The following is a 22352-nucleotide window of genomic DNA, read 5'->3' as shown; positions in this document are numbered from 1 at the left end:
GGTCCTTACGAGTGCCCATGCGACCATTCGCCCCAATCCCGTCACTTCGCGGACTGCGATACGCGCATCGTCTGTCCGAGTGTGTTATCCCCCAAGTGAACCCAGCGGTGGTCGGCCGACAGACCGGCTGGCACTGACACCGGCTGAGCCGTCAGGACTGGGATATCCAATACTCGTGCCAGAATCGGCAATGTCCTGACGTGCTCATACCACCCCACCATCAAGATCGGCCGCGAAGACCGACCAGGACCAACTCTCTGAATCGTCATTAGAGCAGGGCCTCGGCGGTGATCGGGAGTTCGCGGATGCGGCGCCCCGTGGCGTGAAAGACTGCGTTGGCGATGGCGGGCGCCACTCCGACCATCACGACCTCACCCAACCCTTTGACGCCGATGGGGTCGGCCTCGCGGTCTTCGCCGTCGAGGTAGATCGCCTGCAGGTCGGGGACGTCGGCGTTGACCGGGACGAGGTAGTCGGCGAGGTTGGCGTTGGCGATCCTGCCGTCGCGGTGATCGGTGACCGTGTGTTCGAGCAAGGCGGTTCCGATTCCGCCGACCATGCCGCCGATCGCCTGACTGTCGGCGAGCTTGGGGCTGATGATCCGGCCTGCGTCGTACACGCCGAGCATTCGCCTGACCCGCACCAGGCCGAGATTCCGGTCGACGGCGACTTCGGCGAACACCGCGCCGTAGGCGGACATCGACCACCGGACTTCCTCGGGCGGGGCATAGGTTCCGATGACTTCGAGGTGGGGCCGATTGTTGCGAACAAGGAGCTGCTGATAGGTTTCCGCGCGCGTGGGGTCGTTAGACAGTTCCAGTCGGCCACGCCGGACGATGATGTCGTCGGGATTGACGCCGTGCAATGGTGACCGGACGTCGTTGACAGCCATCGTGATGGCCTGCTGCCGTACTTTGTCACAGCCGTCCTGGACGGCGGACCCGACGCTGGCCATGGTCATGGAGCCGCCGTGCGGTGGAGTCGGGGGCATGATGGAGTCGCCGAGCTGAAATTCGACAGTGCTGACGGTCAGGCCTAACGCGTCGGCGGCGACCTGGGTCATGGAGGTGTAGGTGCCCGGGCCCATGTCGCTGGTCGCGGACTGGACCAGGGCGGTTCCGTTCGCGTCGAGTCTGACGTGGGCCCGTGCCGCAAGTCGCACGGTGTCGTATACGGCGGTCGCCATTCCGGTGCCGATCAGCCAGTCGCCGTCCCGGGTTGCGCCTGGTGCGGGGTTGCGCCGGTTCCAGCCGAACTCGCGGGCCCCGACGGTGTAGCACTCGCGCAGCCGGCGGGTGGAGAACGGCAGCCCGGTGGACTGGTCGTCGTCGGGTTCGTTGCGTTGACGCAGTTCGATTGGGTCGACGCCGATCTCGTGTGCCAGTTCGTCCATTGCGGACTCGATGGCGAATGCGGAGGTGGCGTGTCCGGGGCCCCGCATCCAGATCGGCGCGTTTACATCGAGCGGCACCGTCTGGTACGCCTGCCGAACGTGGGGCGTGCTGTACAGCATCTGCCCTTGCCCCATGACGGATTCGGTGAACTTCTCATAGGTTGATGTTTCAGCCCGGATGTCGTGGACCATGGCCGTCAGGCGTCCATTTCGATCGCTGCCCAGGCGCAACTGGTATTCGTAGGCTGGCCGGTACCCGGTTCCGAAGTACAGCTGCCTGCGAGTGAGCACGAGCTTGACCGGGCGCCCCACCTCGCGCGCGGCGAGGGCCGCGATGGTGACGTGTGGCCAGGCCCGCAAACCGCTGCCGAATGCGCCGCCGACGAACGGGGAGATGACGCGCACCGTGTCCTGTGGAAAGCCGAACACGGCGGCAATTTCCTTCTGGGTGCCATCTCGCACCCATTGGGTCTTGTCCCACAGGGTGAGCCGGTCGCCGTCCCAGCGGGCGATGGTGGCGTGTGGTTCGATCGGGTTGTGGTGGTTGCGGGCAGTGCGGTAGGTCATCTCCAACCGGACCTCCGCAGAGCCCAGCGCCGCGTCCGCGTCCCCGCGCGCATAGCTCGTCGGCTCGTCCGCGGGAGCGGACATCAACTCAGTCGAGGACTGCTCGGCAGCATAGGAGACGCGCACCAGACTCGCAGCGTGCTGCGCGTTCTCCAGTGTTTGGGCCACCACCACAGCGACCGGCTGCCCGAAGAACAGAACCCGGTCATCCTGGAAAACCCGCAGCCGCGCGCCGTCGGGGTTGTTCGACCCCGGGTTGTCGTTGTATGCGAGCCGAGGCGCGTTGTGGTGTCCGATCACCGCCAGCACGCCGGGCTGCGCCAGAGCGTCCCGGGTGTCGATACCGGTGATGCGTCCGCGGCCGACGGTACTGTCGACGATGACGGCGTGGACGACCCCGTCGATGTGGTGGTCGGCGGCGTATGGCGCCTGTCCGGTCACTTTCAGGCGGCCGTCCACGCGGGACAATGGGGTCCCAACGGCGGCCTGCGGTTGCTGGCTCACTTGATGTCTTCTCCCACGATGCGAAGTTGGCGTTCGACGGTGCGCTCGAGTAAGTCGGCCTTGAATCCGTTGTGTTGCAGAGGCTGAGCCCCGTCCGCGGCGACCCGAGCAGCGTCGGTCCACAGGGCCGCGGAGGGTCGTTGCCCGACCAGTCGTTGCTCCACGGCGGGCAATTTCCACGGCACGGTGCCCACACCTCCCGCGGCCACCTTGGCCACGCGGATCACACCGTCCCGGACGTGCAGCGCGACCGCTGCGGATATCAGCGCGAACTCAAAGCTCTGCCGGTCGCGCACCTTGAGATACCCGGACTGGAGCGGTTGCGGATGGGCCGGGATCTCGATGGCGGTGATCAACTCACCGGACCGCAGGGCCTGTTCGCGTTCCGGGGTGCTGCTCGGTTGCAGCAGGAAGTCTGCGAAGGCGACGCTGCGGTCCCCCTCCGGTCCCAGCAGGTGCACAGTTGCCTCCAGCGCCGCGAAGGCCACGGCCACATCCGAAGGATGGGTGGCCACGCAGTCGTCGGATGTGCCGAGGATCGCGTGGGTGCGGTTGTATCCTGCCAGTGCTGCACAGCCCGATCCCGGCTCGCGCTTGTTGCAGGCCGCCGCGGTATCTCGGAAGTAGGTGCACCGGGTGCGCTGCATGATGTTGCCACCGATGGTGGCCATGTTGCGCAGCTGTGCGGATGCGCTCAGCTCCAGCGCCTGCGTGAACGGGATAGGAGGTGCGCACCAGCGGGTGGGCGGCGGCCCCGGCCATGCTCACCAGCGCACCGATACGCAGACTCCCACCGTCGGTGGTTGTGATCTCTCGCAGCGGAAGTGGGCTGATGTCGACCAATGTGTGGGGACGTTCGACGGTCTCGCGCATCAAATCGACCAGGGTGGTTCCGCCGGCGATGTAGCGTCCCCCGCTCTGTCCGGCGGCAATCGCCTCGGCGGTGTCGGCGCTTTTAGTGTAGGTGAACGGGTACATCGGGCCTCACTTTCCGTTCCCGGCTTGCTGGATCGCATTGACGATCTTCACGTAACAACCGCAGCGGCAGATGTTTCCGCTCATCCATTCGCGGATCTCCTCCTGAGATCCGGTGTGCCCTTCCTGCATGCAACCGATGCCGGACATGATCTGGCCAGGCGTGCAGAACCCGCACTGGAATGCGTCCTGCTCGACGAAAGCCTGCTGCAGCGGGTGCAATTCGTCGTCGTCATCCGCTGCCAGTCCTTCGATCGTGGTGACCTCGGCACCCTCGAGACGCACCGCTAACGTCAGGCACGCATTGACCCGCTGACCGTCAACCAGAACGGTGCACGCCCCGCAGGCGCCGGCGTCGCAGCCCTTCTTGGTTCCGGGCAGCGCCAGCTGCTCGCGCAGCAGATTCAGCAGCGAGGTCCGGTTGTCGACCGTCAAGACATGCCGTTCGCCATTGACGACCAGTGAGACGGGACTGCTGGGCGCCTCGGCGGCAGCAGCCGCTTCGGAACTGAAGAGAGAAGGCCCGGCAGCGACACCGCCTGCCACGACAGCCACGCCACCCGCCACCACACCGCCTGCCACGATGAACGTGCGCCGGGACAACTCCGACGTAGGCCCTGCGGTCGAAGGATCGGGCGAATCGGGAAATTTGGTGGGCATACGGTTCTCTCAATTCGGCGGATGATCGATGGTCGTGCCCTCGTTGCGTCCTCAGTGAACGCGTGCGATGTAGATCGCAACGGCCTCGAAGCCGGGCGACAACCATGCAACCGGACATATCGCCGGTGAGGGAGACCCTGTCAGTACACCCATCGACAGACCGCCCCTGGGACTGCCCGACGAACCATCCTTCGTCACGATGCGCTCAGCGAATGTCCCGAGCTCGGTGTGCACAACGTGCAGCGTCCAGACAGCTCTGACCAGTCCTCCATCCTGCCGAAGGTCGGCTCGTACCGTGGGGCAGTGAGCGGGTGTCTTCTCCGGACAACACGCTCGGTTGGAAGCCGGGAATCGCGCAAGCGCAACACCACCAATGAACGCGTCATCCACTACGCGCCAACGCGCTTGCACATCGGACTGCCGGGCAAGGGTTTTCCGAAGGGTGTACTGACAGGGTCCCCCAGCGGCCGTCTTCCTCGCCTAGCCTGGCTCTATGCACAACCAGGCTGAGATACCTACTTTTCCGACATCTCTCGGTGACGCGTCGCGAACTGTCGGGACAGGAGTTGTCGAAGGACTTCGATGCGTGAGGTGATTGAAGAGCTGCTCGAAACTTGGTCGACCGGGCAAGATACTGCCCTTGCCACCGTCGTCTCGACGTACCGGTCCGCGCCGCGGCAGCCTGGCGCAGCCATGCTGGTGCACCGCGACGGCTCAGTCTTCGGCAGCCTGTCCGGCGGATGCGTCGAAAGCGATGTCTACGAACTCGGACGCGACGTGTTGGCGGGCTCGGGTGCGGTATTGCGCAGCTATGGTGTCTCCGATGACGACGCCCTCGCCGTAGGCCTGACGTGCGGCGGCGAGATCACAGTCTTCATCGACCGCATCGGCCGCGATACCTTTCCCCACCTCGACGAGGTCGCGACCTCGGTTCGACAGCACCGACCCGTGGCCGTGGCAACGGTAGTCACTGGTCCCCGGCCCGTTCGAGGACAGCGGGTGTTGGTCTGGTCCAACGCGGTTTCGGGCACCACCGGTTCGGCGATATGGGATCAGCAGATAGCAGACGACGCGCGTGCCTGTCTGGTTGCGGGACGAGCGCGGCTGGTCACCTACGACGCCTCCGAGTGCGACCGACCTGGCCAGATGCAGGTGTTCATCGACGCACTCATCTCCCCGCCGAGGCTGCTCGTTCTCGGAGCGACGGACTTCGCGACCGCGCTCACCCGTCTCGGCGCCGCAGCGGGATATCAGGTCACCGTGTGCGACGCGCGTGCGATCTTCACCACGCCCCAGCGCTTTCCGGATGCCCACGAGGTGGTTGTCGACTGGCCCCATCGCTATCTGGCCGACGAAGCCAGTGCGGGTCGTATCGACGGAAGAACCGCGGTGTGCGTTCTCACCCACGACCCAAAATTCGATGTACCCGTTCTCTCTGTAGCGCTGCATCTTTCGTCCGTAGGTTACGTCGGTGTCATGGGGTCGCGCCGCACACATAGTGATCGCATCAGACGGTTTCGGGAGGCAGGTACCAGCAACAGCGAACTCGAACGTATGTCGAGTCCGCTCGGGCTCGACATCGGAGCAGCAACTCCCGCCGAGACTGCGATATCAATTCTCGCCGACGTCATCGCATCCGCGTCCCGGCGTAGCGGGCGGCCGCTACGAGACGGTGTTGGTCCGATTCACAACCGCCCGTCCGATATACCCCGGGGATCCTTTGCGCAGTCGTCAACGCAGTGCAGCCATTCAGTGTCCGCCGATAGGTTGGAGAACGCTAACCATGCACCACACCAATAGGCTTCGTCAGCGCGTGAACGATTCCTTGAGAAGCGAGGCTACAATCGTTGCAGCGTCGATCCGAGAAGAAATATCGACATTTCCAAATTTCTGTGCCATAAGTAGACGTCATAGATAGCGGTCCAGTGTTTGAAAATAGAATCGCCCCACAGAAATGTCCTAACAAAGTGTTCGACTTCGCAAAATTCCCGATCTGCAGTGCTCTTCACGGGCGAGGACTCCCGATGAACCTCCGAGAAGGAGTGGCCTGTGGCTTTGGTGTGATGCGGTTAGGTATCGATGCCGGTATCGCCGTGGTATCGATGGCCCTTGCAGTCCCAGTCGGGTTCGCCATAGGCGAGGGGGCGGCGATGGCGCGAGAAGCGCGCGGTCGCACACTGCCGGTCACCACCCCAACGGACCCGAAGGCTCACGACTTCGGCACGATCGTTACACACAGGTGAGCCGGGTGACAGTCGTGGCGTCGGGTGTCGTCGGCAGCCCTTCCGCGTCGACCCTTCCGCACTATTCCGGGCACGTCCCTTGTGGCGGACGCGGCCCCACGATCCACGAGGGAGTGCCGCGGCCCGTCCTGAACGGCTCACCGGTCGGCCGTGCAACGATCGAATCTGCAACAGCCACAGAAGCATCGACAACGTCTGCGTCGAAGAACGCCGCTCGGGGCAGGTTTGGTCAGCCCTGAGTGTTTCGATCGCAGCCGCAGCTGATCCCGCCTTCTACGGTACGAGGAGCGAGTGCTGCACTCACATCCACGGTTGGCGGACTACCTGGGGGGAGGTCTGCCCGCACTCCACGGTGTGCTTCGTGTAAGCCTTCCGGTGCGATCCGCGTGCTCCCGCGCTCGGCCGCTACGCCGTCAGCACGCTGGCAGGCAGGTCTTCCACGGCCGTCCGAGACTCCCGGGCGGCCGTACTGCCGAGGCCATGGGGGTTGTTGTCGGCGAGCGGTTCGCCGCGGGGCGGAGGTGGCTACGGCATCGACCTTTGCAGCAACGGAAAGGATCCCAGTGCAGCGAAAGCACCCCCGCCGGCGGAGCGGGCAAACTACGTCGGAACATGGCGAGCGACTTCCCTGGGCGGCCCTGCTAGCGCTCGCCTTGGCGGGTTTCGTGAACATCATGACCGAGACCATGCCGGCCGGTTTGCTCCCGCAAATTGCGGCCGGAGTCGGTGTGAGTGAAGCCGCCGCTGGCCAGTGGGTCACAGCCTATGCCGCGGGAACGGTCGCCGGGGCGATTCCCGCCGCTGCTCTCACCCGTGGGGTCCGGCGAAAACCTCTGTTGCTCTTTGCAGTCTCGGGATTCCTGGTCGCCAACACGGGCACCGCCTCCACCGACGTGTACGTCGTGGCGATTGCTGCGCGCGTCGTCGCCGGCGGGTTCTCCGCTCTGGTGTGGGGGATGGTTGCCGGCTACGCCCGGCGCCTGGTACCCAGCCACATGGCCGGACGAGCGATGGCGGTGGCGATGGTCGGCACTCCGCTCGCGCTCGCCCTCGGAGTGCCGTTGGGCACGTTCAGCGGATCCGTTGTCGGCTGGAGGTGGGCCTTCGCGGGGATGTCACTGCTCACGGTGCTCCTCATCGTGTGGATCCTCGTGGCGGTGCCCGACCGGTCAGGACAGTCCGCCCGCACCGGAACCCCGCTCACCAAGGTTCTGCTGATCCCCGGCGTCGCCCCGGTACTGTCCACCACCTTCCTCTGGATTCTCGCGCACAACGCGCTCTATACCTACATTGCGCCCTATGTGGACTCGACAGGGCTCGACGTCCGGGTAGACGTGACCCTACTGGCATTCGGCGTTGCGGCGTTGGCCGGCATCTGGTTCACCGGGGCGCTCGTCGATCGAGGACTACGGATGCTGGTGCTGTGCAGCTTGTCCACATTCGCACTCGGTTGCCTGATTCTGGGGCTCACTGGCCATCTGCTGGTGCCGTACTTCCTCGCGATCGTCGGGTGGGGTTTCACCTTCGGTGGAGCTGCCACCCAGGTGCAGACCGCACTTTCCGACGCCGCCGGTCGCGACGGTGATCTGGCGACCTCGATGCTGATCACCAGCTTCAACCTGGCGATCTTCGGCGGCAGCGGGCTCGGCGGAGTTGCCCTCGAACGACTCGGGGCCTCCTCGTTCCCCTGGATCGTCTTGGTCCTCGCCGTGTCCGCCCTGGTGATCGCCACGGTCGCACGTCGTCACGGATTTCCACCCGGCCACCGCCTCGCAACCACCGCAGACGACGGCGAGCCTTCCACGTGCTCATCGCTCAGCGGTACCGCCTGAGTGCGGCGTGCAGGAGGCCGGAGCCCCCGTGCGAAGATTCATGAGAACTTGCCTTCCGGGAGTAGGCGTACTGGCCTGGCAGAGTACCCGCACCGCGTCGCTTCGTAGGTTGCTGATTAATGCACTCGACTCCGTTGCGCCACTTGATTTTTCGCTGGAACGCTCGTAATTGTTCCTTGGCTAGTCGGCCAGCTCTGGCAGGCACCGACAACTCGCGTGCGAATCACCGTCGCCAATCCGTCCGTGGCAGAAAAGCCTTCGCCGGCAGCACCTTCCGATGCGCAACCGACTGTGATCACATCGAGTTTGAATCTAGGCGGTGTCAACGACGAGCAGGCTCATTGGGCGATTCGTCGTCGGCGAGCCGATAGAAGAAATTCCGCCGCCATCGACGTTCTCTGTTCGACTTCGTCGACGATGAGGAGAGCTATTCAGTGAAGTATCCAGGAAGCGATCCCTCACGAGCGGATGAAACAGCGTGCCGCGCCCAGATGTCCGCCCGGTTCGAGGAGGCGATCACTTCTCTGTCCCTCGACTGGACCCGCAGGCGGACGCGCCGACAAGATTTGCAAGGCTCGGTCCTCAGTTCAGTGTTCGGGGATGGGGGTGTGGTGGTCGGCAGTCCAGGAGGCGAGCAGTCGGAGCCGTTCCGCCGAGGGGGATCCCGGTTCGGCGGTGTAGATCATGAGGACGAGTCCGGGTTCAGCGGTGAGGATGAGTTCTTCGTATGCGAGGTTGATTTCGCCGACGAGAGGGTGGTTGAAACGTTTGGATCCCGAGCCGTGGGTTCTGACGTCATGAGCGCCCCATAATCTGCGGAAGGTGTCGCTTCGTGTGGAGAGCTCACCGACGAGGTCCTGCATTGCGCGGTCATGCGGGTCGCGTCCGGCCTCGGCGCGCATGATTGAGACGCACATCTCGGCGAATGCGTCCCAGTCGGGGTAGAAGTCGCGGGAGGCGGGGTCGAGGAATTGGAATCGGGCGAGGTTGGGGGTAAGTCCGCCGTCGCCGATGAGGGGCGCGTAGAAGGCGCGTCCGAGTGCATTCGTCGCGAGAAGGTCCTGGTGTTGGTTCCGTACGAACGCGATGCCGTCGGTGATCGCGTCGAGCGCCCATTGCAGGCTTGGACGTGCGGGTGGTTGCTTGGACGCCCGGCGTCGAGGACGCCGTGATGTGGAGATGCCGTCGGCGGCGCGCGCGAGGTCGAGCAGGTGCTCGCGTTCGGTGTCGTCGAGTTGGAGCGTACGCGAGATTGCATCGAGCACCGATGAGGAGGCGCCGGCGATTGCACCGCGTTCGAGCTTGGAGTAGTACTCGACGCTCACACCCGCGAGGGTGGCGACTTCGGCGCGGCGGAGTCCCGGAACTCGCCTGTTCGGGCCGGCCGGGAGTCCCACCTCCTCGGGGGTGAGTTTGGCGCGGCGCGACATGAGAAACTCGCGGACCTCGGTTCGGTTGTCCATGTTCGAAAGAATAGATCGTGTTCTGGGTGGGAGGGGTGCCCTCTCGGTACACCTCTCCGCAGGGACTTCCTGGTCTCGGCACGCGAGGGTTGACTGCCAGTGTGCCAATTTCTTCGTCCTCGTTACCTACGACGTTCACTACGCCGCAGCAGCCTATCGGCCGGGTGTTGCCGATCCTGTTGCTCGTGCTGACGGTCTTCGGCCCGATCTCGATGGACCTGTATCTACCGGTGCTGCCCGCGCTGACGATCGAGCTCGACGCGACCACCTCCATGGCCCAACTGACCGTGACGGCGTGCCTGATAGGCCTCGCGCTGGGGCAGCTGATCGCCGGGCCGCTGTCGGACAGGTTCGGGCGCCGTGTCCCGCTGTACGTCGGGGTGGCTGCGTACATCCTCACCTCGGCGCTGTGCGCGGTAAGCCCGAGCGTCGAGCTGCTGATCGTCGCCCGTCTCGTGCAGGGGATGGCAGGTGGCGTCGGGATCGTCATCGCTCAGGCCGCGGGCCGCGACATCTACTCCGGCGGCGCGCTAATGCGGTTCTACGGTCGACTCACGGTCCTCGGTGGCTTCGCAGCCATCGTGGGTCCGCTGTTGGGAGGTCAACTGGCGAGAATCACCGACTGGCGTGGCCTGTTTCTGTTCCTGGCAGCGATCGGTGTGCTCATCCTCGTCGCCATCGTGTTCGGGTTCCGTGAGACCCTCCCTCGTCAGTTGCGCACGGACGGGGGCTTCGCCCAGATCGGCCACGACGTCCGCACTCTGCTATCCGACCGTGTGTTCCTCGGCGCGGTGCTCGTCCAGGGCTTCGTATACGCCGCACTGTTCGCTTACCTGAGCGGGGCAACTTATGTACTGCAGGGCATGTACGGCCTCTCGCCGCAGGAGTATGCGTTCGCGTTCGGGCTGAACTCCGCCGGGTTCATGTTCTTCGGGTTTCTCGCGGGACGCACCAGCGAACACTGGAGCGTGCAGGGCACGCTTCTCACCGGACTGGCGATGTGCGCATCCGGAGCACTGGGCCTACTCACGTCCGGGCTGTTCGAGCTGCCACTGGCCGCGGTGATCATCTCGCTCGTGGTGATGGTCAGCGGTGTCGCTGTCACCACCCCGCCCACCACCACCCTCGCTCTCGCCGGATACCCGCAGATCGCCGGCACCGCGTCGTCACTGCTGGGCATGGCCCGTTTTGCGTTCGGCGGCATCTCCGCTCCATTCGTCGGCATCGCAGGAGCCGCCATGTTGCTGCCACTGGGTGTGATCACCGCTGTATCGGTGGCGCTGGCGGTGGCCGCATACGCCACATTCATGCGCCACCGGGGCACCCCGAATCCGATTCCCTCCTCCGACACAGCCCGCCCGCTGGCGGAACTTCGCTAAACCAATCAGAAGGAGCACATCCATGCGTTCAGTCATCATGCACGCGCCCGGCGACGTCCGAGTCGAAGAGCGCGAGAACCCGACCATCACCGAACCGACCGACGCGATCATCCGCGTCACCGCGGCCTGCATCTGCGGCTCCGACCTCTGGCCCTACCGCGGTATCGAAAAGCCCGAGTGGCCCCAGCCGATGGGTCACGAGTACGTCGGCGTCGTCGAGCAGATCGGCGACGACGTCAAGCACGTCAAGGTCGGCGACTTCGTCATCGGGTCGTTCTTCGCCTCCGACAACACTTGTGAGATCTGCCAGTCCGGCTACCAGAGTCGCTGTGTGCACGCCGTTCCCATGGGCTCCATCGGCACCCAGGCAGAGTATGTGCGTGTTCCGCTGGCCGACGGCACCCTCGTGGCCACCCCGACGCAGCCGACCCCGGAGCAGATCCCATCCCTGCTTGCCGCCTCCGACGTCCTCGGCACCGGATGGTTCGCCGCCGTCGCCGCCGAGGCCGGCCCCGGGAAGACGGTCGCGGTCGTCGGAGACGGCGCGGTGGGACTGCTCGCCGTGCTCGCCGCCAAGCGCCTCGGCGCGCAGCGCATCATCGCGATGAGCCGCCATACAGATCGACAGGCCCTGGCCCGCACGTTCGGCGCGACCGACATCGTGACCGAGCGCGGCGACGACGGTGTCGCCAAGATCAAGGAACTCACCGACGGCCTCGGGGCGCACTCGGTCATCGAGGCCGTCGGCACCCAGGAATCGATGATGCAGGCCATCCGATCGGCACGCCCCGGCGGTCACGTCGGCTACGTGGGCGTCGCACACGAGGTCGAACTCCCCGGTATGGAGTTGTTCTTCTCCGGTGTGCACCTGCACGGCGGCCCCGCGCCGGTACGCCGGTTCCTGCCGGAGCTGATCGAGCTCATCATCAGCGGCCAGATCAACCCGGGCGAGGTCTTCGACCTCACCCTCCCCATCGAGCAGGCCGCCGAAGGCTACAAGGCAATGGACGAGCGCCGCGCCACCAAGGTTCTGCTCACACTCTGATCGACACAAAGCGCGCGCGCGGCCCCTTACCCCTCTGGGGCCGCACCCGCCGACAGAAAGGACCACAGTCAATGTCCACCATCGTCATCATCGGCGCCGGCAAGGGACTCGGTGCCGCCGTCGCCCGAAAATTCGGCGCTCAGGGATTCGACGTCGCACTGATCTCCCGTACCCAGAGCAATGTCGACGCCCTCGCCGCGGACCTGCGGCAGGCCGGCATCAACGCCCGCGGCTATGCCGCCAGCGTCCGTGACGCCGAGGCCCTCGGCACCGCTCTGGACCGGGCAGCCTCCGAGCTCGGACCGATCGACGTGCTCGAATACAGCCCGATTCCGCAGCGCGAGTTCCTCCGTCCCGTGCTCGACACCACGCGGGATGACCTGATCGCCGCGGTCGAGTTCTCCGTTCTGGGTCCGGTCGCGGCGGTTGGGCACGTGTTGCCGAGCATGCGGAAACAAGGCCGGGGCACCGTACTGTTCGTCAACGGCGCCAGCGCCACCCGACCCAATCCGAACGTCGCGGGCACATCCATCGCCTTCGCCGGCGAATCCGCCTACGCTCACATGCTGCACACAGAACTGGCGGGCTCTGGAGTCCATGTTGCCCAACTCATAATCCCCGGGGCAATCACACCCGGTCACCCAACGCACGACCCCGATGTGCTCGCCGACAAACTCTGGACCATGCACACCGCTCGCGGCAGCTTCCGTGAGGTACTCGACGCGGCCTGAGCGGATCGGCGTTGGCGCCGATAGCGCTGCTCGCGGCCACCACCACAGGACCGAGTGCCACCGACACACCCACCGTCGAGGCGAAGACCGGGTCCACGAACCCGTCGGCTGACCGCTGGCTGATGCAGCACGCCGGTGCGAGCGTCGAGCGATTACGCACCGCTCACACTCTGGCCACCAACCACCCAAACCCGACAGTCTCTCTAAATCCCTTTGCACCGTGCGCTTTCGGTGCAGAGCACTAGAAGCATCAACGATGAACACGAAATCAGATGCCGCCTACGCGAGGCGGAACGTCACCCGCCGTGGCCTCAAGCTGGCCGGTGCCAGTGCGGCCCTAGTCAGCGTGCTCGCCGCAACCGGCTGCACCCCGTCCGAGCGGGACACCACGTCCTCGGCACCGGTGGCCCAGTCGACCAACCTGCCCGCCGGTGACACCTCCAACGGTGCCGATAACTTCTACACCAGCGACCGGGTCACCGTCGAGAAGGTGACCTTCAAGAACCAGTACCAGATGAACGTCACCGGTAACCTGTTCGTCCCCAAGGACATCGACCGTAATGTAACGAATCCGGCGATGGTCGTCGGACACCCGATGGGAGCGGTCAAGGAGCAGAGCGCCAACCTCTACGCGACCAAGATGGCCGAGCAGGGATTCGTCGCCCTGTCCCTGGACCTGTCGTTCTGGGGCGAGAGCGACGGCGAGCCCCGCAACGCTGTGGCCCCCGACATCTACGCCGAGGACTTCAGCGCCGGCGTGGACTTCCTGCGCACCCAGTCCTTCGTCGACACCGAACGCATCGGCGCGCTCGGAATCTGCGGCAGCGGCAGCTTCGTCATCAGCGCCGCCAAGATCGACCCCCGCATCAAGGCCGTCGCCACGGTCAGCATGTACGACATGGGTGGCGTCAACCGCAACGGGCTGGGCCACTCGGTCACCCCCGACCAGCGCCAAGCGGCCTTGGCGCAAGCCGCAGCCCAGCGAGACGTCGAATTCACCGGCGGTGAAACCGAGTACACCAGCGGGACCCCTGAAGAATTGAATGATCAGTCAACGGCGATCGAGCGTGAGTTCTACGACTTCTACCGCACATCCCGTGGGAATAGCCCGGACACCACCACGCACCCCACGCTGTCGAGCAATTCCAAGTTCATGAACTTCTTCCCGTTCGCCGACATCGAGACGATCTCTCCTCGGCCGATGCTGTTCATCACCGGCGACCAGGCCCATTCCCGAGAGTTCAGCGAAGAGGCCTACCGGCTCGCTGGTGAGCCCAAGGAACTGGTGACCGTTCCCGGCGCCGGTCACGTGGACCTCTACGACCGCGTCGACCTCATTCCGTTCGACAAGCTGACCAGCTTCTTCCGCACGAACCTGAACTGACCCCCGTGGGGCCCGCACCGGTGAGCCGATCCCAGCGGGGCTGGATGTTCGCTTGCCGGTGCCGGGCCGCGAAATTGTCTTGCTGCCAGCAAGGCTGGTTCGGACCTAGCCTGACAACGAGCAAAGATGGACCAGCACGGGAACCGTGCGCTTGGTGCGACGCACGACCAGCTCCGCGCAAACCAGCACTTGTTCGTGCTCGTCGTCGGCCTCCTGCTCCTCGCGGACCAACAGCGTGGCGGCTGTGCGTCCGAGTTGCCAGCGAGGTTGGCGCACCGGACTGAGCGCGACCGCAGCCGCCAAGTCCTCGTACCCGACGATGGCCAGTACGTCCGGTACCCACCCTGGCGCTGACTCACTCGTGGATAAGCCCAGCGCGAACAAATCGTTGGCGCAGACCACCGCGGTCGGCCGCACGCGAGACAACTCCCCCCAGCAGTTGCACGCCCGTGTTCTTGCCCTCGGTCACGATCAACGCGGTCGTCTCTACCTCCACGGCGATTCGCTGCGAGTCCGGCCAGGGAACTGCCTGATCGCCCCAATAGCTTCCGACGCAGCCGCGATAAACGCTTGAGCCTACGGCTGCGTCCATTTCCACGATGACGCTTGCGTTCCAAGCGCCTGTGCGTCTCGACGACCGCACCCGGCAATTTCGTTTATACGGAGGATGCCAGGTCACGCCCGTCCGCACATCTGGGAGACCCAATCAGCCCCCAGGATCGAGCCGCCTGTGCAAAGGTTGGCTGGGGATTCTGACAGGGCATTCCACAGGCGGCGAACTGGGCCTGACGATTCTCACATGCTCTTCGGTGACCGCGAGAACATGCTCGTAGCACTCGATGGATTGCTGTATCAATCCGCACAGTCCATACGCCAAACCCAGCCCGTACCCGACGCTGATTTCGTGTGCGCGTTTGCCTTGATTGCGGAACTCCGCCTGGGCGGTCTCGAGGTGCGGATAGGAGCGCGTGGGGTCACCGCTGTAGAGGGCCAGCATGCCATCAGCCCCGTCGACGAGGGCGTGCATCATGCGGTCATCCGTCTGCTCGGTCGCCACACGTCCCTTCTCCACGAGGGCGGCGCCGACCTGGAGATCGCCCTGCACGTTTGCCATCACACTGGCGCAGTACAGCGCTTCGACCCATTCGAGGGCAGGTGGGCCGCTCTGACGGGCAATCAGGTTGTTGAGCCAGCGCCGGGTCTCGTTGTAGAGGCCCTGCGAGCCCCAGAACCAATAGAGCGCGGTGGCCATACGAAGGCCAGCGGGCACATCGTCAGTGATGCAGAATTCGAGAGCTTCCCGCAGGTTCGGTTGTTCCCGTTTCAGACGGCTGATCCACTCGAGTTGGCGGGCGCTGATCCACTCCGCCTCCGATTCGACCGCCAACGCCTCGTACCAATCCCGGTGCCGGCGACGCAACACGGTTCGCTCACCGATCTGCTCGAGTTGCTCGTAGCCGTACTCGCGGAGCGTCTCGAGCATCCGGAACCGCACCACCGATCCGGACTCCTCCCGGATCAGGATCGACTTCTCGACCAGGGAGGTCAGCGTGTCGAGCAACTCGTCCTGGACCAGTCTCTCGCCGCACACTTGCTCCGCGGCATCGAGTTCGAAGCTTCCCGCGAAGACCGCCAGCCGCCCCCACACCAGTTGTTCTCCAGCGGTACACAGCTCAAAGCTCCAGTCGATGCACAACCGCAATGTCTGTTGCCGCGTCGGCGCACCGCGGCTGCCTCGGTTCAGTAGGGTGAAGCGGTGGGTGAGCCGCTCGAGGATCTGCTCGGGTGACATCGCCCGCAACCGGGCAGCGGCCAGCTCGATCGGCAGCGGCAATCCGTCGAGGCGGTGGCAGATACCAGCCACAGTCGCCGCGTTGTCCTCGGTGAGAGAAAAGCCAGGAACCCCGGCAGCGCCACGTTCGACGAACAAACCCACTGCATCGTATTTCGGCATCTCGCGCAGCGTGACCTCCCGCTGAAGATCCGGGACATTCAGCGGCGGGACCCGCAGCACCGCTTCGCCGCCGATGTCGAGGGGTTCGCGGCTGGTGGCCAGGATCCGCAACCGCGGGCAGGTGTGTAGCAGAGAGCCGGCCAGTTCGGCGACCGCGTCCACCATGTGCTCGCAGTTGTCCAGTACCAGCAGAAGTTCCCGTGGCGCCAGATGTTCGATCAGGACATCCTGCAGCGGCCTCGCCGACTGGTCTCGCAGTCCCACGGCCGTGGCCACCGAATCGACCAACGACGACTCGTCACGCAGTTCACCCAGCTCAACCAGGCGCACACCGTCGGAGTATTCGCGGTGAACGCTCGCCGCGACCTGTATCGCCAGACGTGTCTTGCCGACACCTCCAATCCCCGTCAATGTCACGAGCCGAGACCGCGCCAGCAAGTTCGTCGCCTCGGCGAGTTCGCGGCGACGGCCGACGAAACTGGTCAACTCCAGCGGAAGACTGCCCGTGGCACCCCCATGGGAGGGATGTGTGGACGGTCGCTGCTCCCGCGACACCGGTTCTCGGTCAGTGACCCCACCACCGGGTTCTATGCGAAGGGCCATCTCGTCGACCGCGAAGCCGTGGTGTTGCTGAAGTTGTCGCAATTCCTCCCCGAAATCGGCCGCCGTGGCCGGGCGTTGAATGGGTGTGCGGGACATTGCGCGTTCGATCGCCGTGGACACATCCTCCGCGATACCTTGCTCGCGAAGGTCGGGGACCGGCTGTGTGGTGATCCGCAGAAACTGCGCCACCACCTGCTCACCGCTGCGCCGCTCGAACGCGGCATGACCGGTCAGGGCACTGAACAGAGTGGCACCGAGACCGTAAACATCCGCGGCCGGACTCGGCGGATCACCGCTCAGCACCTCCGGTGCGGTGTACGCCGGCGACCCGGTAATGGCGCCGGTGGCGGTCTCGAAACCGCCGGAGATGTGCGCGATGCCGAAGTCGGCCAGCTCGGGCTCGCCGTACTCGGTGAGCAGGATGTTCGCGGGCTTGACGTCGCGGTGCAGGATGCCGAGCCGGTGCGCTGTCTCCACGGCGCCGGCCATCTTCACCGCAAGACGTAGTGCGTCCCTCAACGGCAGCGGACCGTTGTGGCGGATCCGAGCGTCGAGAGAGTCTTGTGGGTGATAAGGCATGACGATGTACGGGAGTCCATTGTCGGTGACACCGACCTGCAGAATGTTGACGATGTTCGGGTGCCCGGTCAGCCGGCCCATCGCGCGCTGCTCCCGAAAGAATCTGGCACGGTTCTCGTCGTCGAGCGCCACGGTGAGCACCTTCACCGCCACCTGACGGTCCAGGCCCTCTTGCGTGCAGCGGTAGACCACGCCGAAACCGCCGCGACCGATCTCCTGAACATCGTTGAAGCCGTGCCTGCCAACTCCGCGGCCGGGACCGGCGGGTACCGCTGAGTGTCGAGCGGATCACCTTCAGCCATCGGACGGTCTACTCACTCCGTCGGCTCGTGGGTTCCGCGCACTGGTCCCGACGGCACGACCAGTTCAGATACAACCGTGGATGCACCTCTCGATAGCGTGCTTTCAAGGATATCGCTGTCGGTTCCTATACTCAGCGGTCAGGGCCGCGGTCGTCGGCGCGATGAGACGGCTGGTTGTGATGGCGCACACTCCGGATCAACCGTTCTTCTGACAGTCCCTACAACGCCAAAGAAGCTTGACCTGCGCAATCGAAAGTGGAACTGAGAGGCACGGATGGATTCCGCGACGCGAAGACCACACGACGCGAACACGAAACCGCTGGGATACCTTGCAGGTCTCCGCCAGGAATGGGCGGGTCGGGTCGAGACGCTTCCCGCCGAGTTGGTTGTGACGACCAGTCGAGAATACGGATTTCGAATCCTTCCCTGCTCCATCGTCGGTCTAGAGACGACCAATCACCGGCGTCCATTCGAGAATTCGATGTTCGGGTACGAGTTCGTGGATGACGAAGGGATCCTGCGTGAAGAGTTGTGCCACCGTTGCGGTGGTGTCGGACTCCAGGAGGATGAAGGCACCGCTGTCATCGGCGTACGGACCGCAGGCGATGACGATCTGGCGGTCGACCAATTCGGAGAGCCATGCTCGATGTGCGGATCGGCACGTGTCACGTCCTGCGGCGGTCTGGGCTGAATAGGTGTAGTCGACGACGAAGAGTGGCATGGTTTCTGATTCCTCGCGGATTGCTTCGGGGGGTGGATGCAGCAGTCGAGCGGCACACTGCGGCGTGCAGTGTGCCGCCCCGTGTCGGTGTCAGCCGAGCAGTTCGTAGATCAGCAGGCCGGACAGAGACAGGATCGAGAGGAATCCCAGGGCGCCGATGATGTTCTTCCACCAGGTGTTGCGGAGGTTGCCCATCAGCTGACGGTTGTTGCTCATCACGAAGAGCAGGAGTCCGAGGAACGGTGCGATCAGCACGGTCAATGCCTGGGCGAAGATGATCAGCTGGACAGGGGATTTCGTGAACAGGATCGTGATCAGGAGTCCGAAGCCGAGGATCACGGCGCTGGTACGTTTGGCTGTCGGTGTGCTGGGCGACGGTCCTTTGCCGAGCGCGTCGGAGAGCATGGTGCCTCCGGCGGTGGCGTTGGCGACCATCGCGGAGAACGCGGCCCCGGACAGCCCGAGCGCGAAGATCGTCGATCCGATCGGGCCGGCGATGGGTTCGAAGATCTTGGCCAGGCCTGCGAGGGTGGTCGCCTCGGTGTTCTGCCGGCCGAGGACAGCGGCGGCGACGATGATCACGAGCGAGGTCATGATGCCGGGTGCCACGATGCCCGGGATGGTGTCGGCGATGGTGGTTTGCCGGTATTCGGCTGCGGTGCGCTTGCGTTCGTGGGTGCCGTAGGACGTGAAGAAAGCGGCGTTGAGGGAGAAGTTGGTGCCGACGAGGGCCACGACGAGCAGTTGTCCACCCGGCGGGATGCTCGGGACGAGTCCGTGCACGGCCTGGAACCAGTCGGGTTGGGCGATGACGGCACTGAAGACGAAGGTGGCCGCGAGGAGGGCGACGATCACCAGCAGGACGCGTTCGACGGTTCGATAGACGTTGCGGAACAACAGGATCAGTCCGACGAAGACTGTGCAGACGGCGGACCACACTATCGGGGACCCGCCGAAGACCATCGACAGTCCCAGGCCGGATCCGACGGCGTTGCCCACGGAGAAACACAGGGTGATGATGAAGACACCGATGCCGGCGGAGACGCCGACGCGTCGGCCCAGGATGTCTTTGACCGAGCTGATCATGGACACGGGCGTGCGGATGCCGAGGCGGACACTCATGTCGGCGTAGACCAGCATGAAAATCGTCGAGACGGCGATCACCCAGATCAGGGAGTAGCTGTACTCGCTGCCGGCCTGGACGGCACTGGCGAGGTTGCCGGGCCCGAACTGCCAGGCTCCGGCGATGAATGCGGGACCGGCCATGGCCAGGGTCCGAACCCAGTACCGCCGCTGGGGCCGGACGCGACCTCCGGGCGGCGGAGGGGTGTCTGCGACCACTGAACCGCCTCCGACGGGATCGGCTGATGTGCGAGATGGCTGACTCATCGGTGAGCCTACTTTCTGGTGTTCGAACCGCAGACGAGGAGTGTGGCGCAACTGACGATGGGGCATCCGACGCTGCCGGCTCGGGAGGGGCGAACGGAACCTGCGGCCGGGAGTGGGCCGGGTCTGCTGCGGGCGGTGCCGGCCGGCCCGGGGTGTCCGGGCCGGGCGGCAGAACCGGCACGCGGCGCGGTGGCACCGCGTGCGGCGGATTCGGTGAATCCGACGTGACGGGTCGAGCGGGGTCAGGCGTGGGCGACGACCGAGGTCAGCTCGGCCGACTGCAGCGCGGCGGCGATTTCGGCACCAGCGCCCTCGGCGAGCGGCAGCAACGGTGAGCGCACGGTGGCGTGTTCGAGGATTCCGCGGGCGACGAGGCCTTCCTTGAGGGCGACGGTGCCTTCCATGTGCGAGCCGCGGTGGTAGACGTTCGCCGTCACCGGCAGGAGGCGGTCGTGGATGGCCCGGGCCGCGGGGTAGTCCTTGGCTTTGCCTGCCGCGATGAGTTCGACCAGCGGCTCGGGCGCGAGTCCGCCGTAGCCGACGAGCAGGCCGTCGACGTCGAAGATGGTGTGCAGAAGGTACTCGTCGTGGCAGCTCAGGATCTGCAGGTCGGGGTTCTCGCGGCGCAGGACCGGGATCTCACGGTCCCAGCGGCGCATGTTCCGCACGCCGTTCTTGGTGGCGAACACACCGGGCTGGGCGGCGATCTCGAGCTGGGTGTCCAGGTTGTACGTGGCCTTGGTGGCGTCGGGGTACTGGAACAGGATCAGCGGCAGCCCGGACCCTTCGTGAATCGCCTTGTACCGATCCTGCGGGGCGCCGTCCTGGTAACCGAACCGCAGCCATCCGTGGGAGGGGTAAACCAGGCCGGCCGAGGCGCCCGCGTCGACCGCGCGGCGGGCCTCCTCCACGGAGACTGCGGTGCCTTCGCCGGTGATGCCGGCGATGATCGGCAGCCTGCCGTCGACGGACTCCTTGAAGGCGGCGATGACGCGAACCTGCTCGTCCTGGGTGAGGAAGGTGCCCTCGCCGGCGTGGCCGAGCACGACCAGGCCCTTGACGCCGTCGACACTGCCGAGCCACGAGCCGAGGCGCTGGATGGCGTCGTAGTCGACGGCGCCGTCACGGGTGAAGGGTGTCACCGGCGCCGGTGTGAGGCCGCGGAGGTCGAGTGTGCTCATGATCGCTCTTTTCCATCGAAGGAGACTTTTGCAAACGTTCCCGGGAACGTTCCCGTGAACGATTTCATCGTGCGATACGATCGTGTCTGTGTCAAGGGTCACGTTCTGAATCGGATGTGATCAGGCCTTACCTCACGCGCGGAGGGCCGGGCCGAGGCGGTAGAGAGGAAGACCATGGAAGCCAATGGGAGCGCGCCCCAGCGGGCGCGGGACGGTAAGCACGTCGTGACGCTGCGTGAAGTGGCGGACGCGGCGGGGGTGAGCACCTCGACCGTCAGCCGGGTGCTCGACGATCGCGTTCCACCGTCCCGCTCCGCTACCGCCGAACGAGTGCGCGCGGTCGCCGATCAACTGGGCTACCGGCGCAACACCTTCGCGTCGAGCCTGCGACGCGGGCAGACCGCGACGATCGGCGTCCTCGTCCCACGGTTGAGCGACACCGTCATGGCCTTGATGTACGAKGCGATCAGCCGGGCCGCGACCCGCCTCGGCTACTTCACGGTCGTCGCCACGACGGGGGACAACCCCGCCGACGAGTCCGACGCGGCGAGGACGCTGCTCGCCCGGAACGTGGACGGCCTGATCGTCGCCTCGAGCCGGCGCGACGACCCGCTGCCGCGCGAGCTGCGGGAGCGCGGCGTGCCGCACGCGCTCGTGCTCAGGACCGACGGGATCAGTCCGTCCTCGGTCGGCGACGACGAGGCGGGCGGCTATCTCGCCACCCGTCATCTGATCGACCTCGGGCACACCGACATCGCCGTCCTGTCGGGCCCGTTGTTCGCGTCCACCGCCGTCGGTCGTCTGGCCGGGGCGCGAAAGGCGCTGCGGGAAGCGGGAATCGCGGAAGTGCCCGAGTGGATCGTCGAAACGACGTTCGGCATCGAGGACGGCGAGGAGGCCGGGAACCGGCTCTTCCGCTCCGCGTCCCGTCCAACCGCGGTCTTCGCCGCCAACGACAATCTCGCGCTCGGAGTCGTGGCTGCCGCGCACAGATGCTCGTTGACAGTCGGCGACGACGTCGCCCTGGTCGGCTACAACGACATCCCACTGTCGCAACGTCTTCCGGTCCCGCTCACCTCGGTGCGCACCCCGTTCGACCAGATCGCCGCCACCGCGCTCGATCTGATGCTCGCCACCACCCCCGTCGACGATCCGATCCGGCGCGCGATGCCCACCCTGATCCCGCGACGCTCGTCCGGGTCGCACCGGGCCACCATCGCGGCGGGCCCGCAGACCGCCGGTAATGTGCACCACCGCGAATAGTGACTGACGACTGATGTCGGCGAGGCTGGTCCGTGGGATGATCGAGTCGGGCACTCCGAAGGAGTCCCGAACGACTGCTCACATGGTGGTGAAGGACGGCGGTGCCCCGGGTGCGCGCTGCCGTGGAGATTCGCCGGGTGCGGCACCTGAAAAAGAGGAGCGGACCATGACTGATGTTGCCGTG

At 65.4% G+C, this 22352-nt stretch carries 14 protein-coding genes and 2 pseudogenes; 7 read left to right on the top strand and 9 right to left on the bottom strand.

From position 1 onward, the window contains the following. Window positions 1-268: 268 nt before the first annotated feature. The 3 genes and pseudogenes from AC1D1G_RS18335 to AC1D1G_RS18325 all read right to left on the bottom strand — a co-directional run bounded on the left by AC1D1G_RS18335 (window position 269) and on the right by AC1D1G_RS18325 (window position 3994). The gene (locus AC1D1G_RS18335) at window positions 269-2464 is read right to left on the bottom strand and encodes a xanthine dehydrogenase family protein molybdopterin-binding subunit (RefSeq protein ID WP_477953116.1); all 2196 of its coding nucleotides are present in this window, start codon (window positions 2462-2464) and stop codon (window positions 269-271) included. Continuing rightward, window positions 2461-3442 (bottom strand): annotated as a pseudogene (locus tag AC1D1G_RS18330) (FAD binding domain-containing protein). Before AC1D1G_RS18330 ends, AC1D1G_RS18335 begins: the two are co-directional and overlap by 4 nt. 6 nt (window positions 3443-3448) lie before the next feature. Continuing rightward, window positions 3449-3994 carry a (2Fe-2S)-binding protein gene (locus tag AC1D1G_RS18325; RefSeq protein ID WP_477953115.1) on the bottom strand — a complete coding sequence of 182 codons (546 nt, stop codon included), beginning with the start codon at window positions 3992-3994 and terminating at the stop codon, window positions 3449-3451. Between the two features lie 687 nt (window positions 3995-4681). Here AC1D1G_RS18325 and AC1D1G_RS18320 point away from each other — a divergent pair. After that, entirely contained in the window at window positions 4682-5899 is a 1218-nt protein-coding gene (locus AC1D1G_RS18320; RefSeq protein WP_477953113.1) for an XdhC family protein, read from the top strand. Between the two features lie 964 nt (window positions 5900-6863). Next, entirely contained in the window at window positions 6864-8174 is a 1311-nt protein-coding gene (locus tag AC1D1G_RS18315) for an MFS transporter (protein WP_477953112.1), read from the top strand. Between the two features lie 587 nt (window positions 8175-8761). Here the strand turns inward: AC1D1G_RS18315 and AC1D1G_RS18310 are convergent. After that, a complete protein-coding gene (locus AC1D1G_RS18310; protein WP_477953110.1) occupies window positions 8762-9637 on the bottom strand; it encodes a helix-turn-helix transcriptional regulator in 876 nt (291 codons plus the stop codon). A gap of 164 nt (window positions 9638-9801) precedes the next feature. Between AC1D1G_RS18310 and AC1D1G_RS18305 the strand changes: the two genes are divergently transcribed. The 4 genes from AC1D1G_RS18305 (at window position 9802) to AC1D1G_RS18290 (ending at window position 14176) form a co-directional block, all read left to right on the top strand. Beyond that, window positions 9802-11016, top strand: a complete 1215-nt coding sequence (locus AC1D1G_RS18305; protein WP_477953109.1) for a multidrug effflux MFS transporter — start codon at window positions 9802-9804, stop codon at window positions 11014-11016. Between the two features lie 22 nt (window positions 11017-11038). Next, window positions 11039-12061: a zinc-dependent alcohol dehydrogenase family protein gene (locus AC1D1G_RS18300; RefSeq protein WP_477953107.1), complete on the top strand. Its 1023-nt coding sequence runs from the start codon at window positions 11039-11041 to the stop codon at window positions 12059-12061. A 71-nt stretch (window positions 12062-12132) separates the two neighbouring features. Then, a complete protein-coding gene (locus AC1D1G_RS18295) occupies window positions 12133-12792 on the top strand; it encodes an SDR family NAD(P)-dependent oxidoreductase (RefSeq protein WP_477953106.1) in 660 nt (219 codons plus the stop codon). 256 nt (window positions 12793-13048) lie between these two features. Next, complete coding sequence (locus AC1D1G_RS18290) at window positions 13049-14176, top strand: alpha/beta hydrolase (protein ID WP_477953104.1); 1128 nt, start codon at window positions 13049-13051, stop codon at window positions 14174-14176. 105 nt (window positions 14177-14281) lie between these two features. Here the strand turns inward: AC1D1G_RS18290 and AC1D1G_RS18285 are convergent, their stop codons facing one another. The 5 genes and pseudogenes from AC1D1G_RS18285 to AC1D1G_RS18265 all read right to left on the bottom strand — a co-directional run bounded on the left by AC1D1G_RS18285 (window position 14282) and on the right by AC1D1G_RS18265 (window position 20905). After that, window positions 14282-14593, bottom strand: coding sequence for a substrate-binding domain-containing protein (locus AC1D1G_RS18285; protein WP_317568745.1), 312 nt, complete (start codon window positions 14591-14593; stop codon window positions 14282-14284). A 382-nt stretch (window positions 14594-14975) separates the two neighbouring features. Then, a pseudogene (locus tag AC1D1G_RS18280) lies at window positions 14976-17614 on the bottom strand (protein kinase domain-containing protein); the annotation flags it as partial. A 442-nt stretch (window positions 17615-18056) separates the two neighbouring features. Beyond that, window positions 18057-18335, bottom strand: coding sequence for a YciI family protein (locus AC1D1G_RS18275; RefSeq protein WP_317568746.1), 279 nt, complete (start codon window positions 18333-18335; stop codon window positions 18057-18059). 90 nt (window positions 18336-18425) lie between these two features. Then, window positions 18426-19601, bottom strand: a complete 1176-nt coding sequence (locus AC1D1G_RS18270) for an Nramp family divalent metal transporter (protein WP_280781145.1) — start codon at window positions 19599-19601, stop codon at window positions 18426-18428. Between the two features lie 365 nt (window positions 19602-19966). Next, a complete protein-coding gene (locus tag AC1D1G_RS18265; RefSeq protein ID WP_280781146.1) occupies window positions 19967-20905 on the bottom strand; it encodes a dihydrodipicolinate synthase family protein in 939 nt (312 codons plus the stop codon). A gap of 174 nt (window positions 20906-21079) precedes the next feature. On the opposite strand from AC1D1G_RS18265, the gene AC1D1G_RS18260 reads away from it, so the two are divergent. Beyond that, window positions 21080-22168: a LacI family DNA-binding transcriptional regulator gene (locus AC1D1G_RS18260; protein WP_477953103.1), complete on the top strand. Its 1089-nt coding sequence runs from the start codon at window positions 21080-21082 to the stop codon at window positions 22166-22168. Window positions 22169-22352 lie beyond the last annotated feature (184 nt).

The organism is Rhodococcus sp. P3_B8, assembly GCF_056402775.1.
The sequence above is the reverse complement of the archived record's forward strand: the minus strand, read 5'-3'. Positions and strand labels throughout refer to the sequence as shown.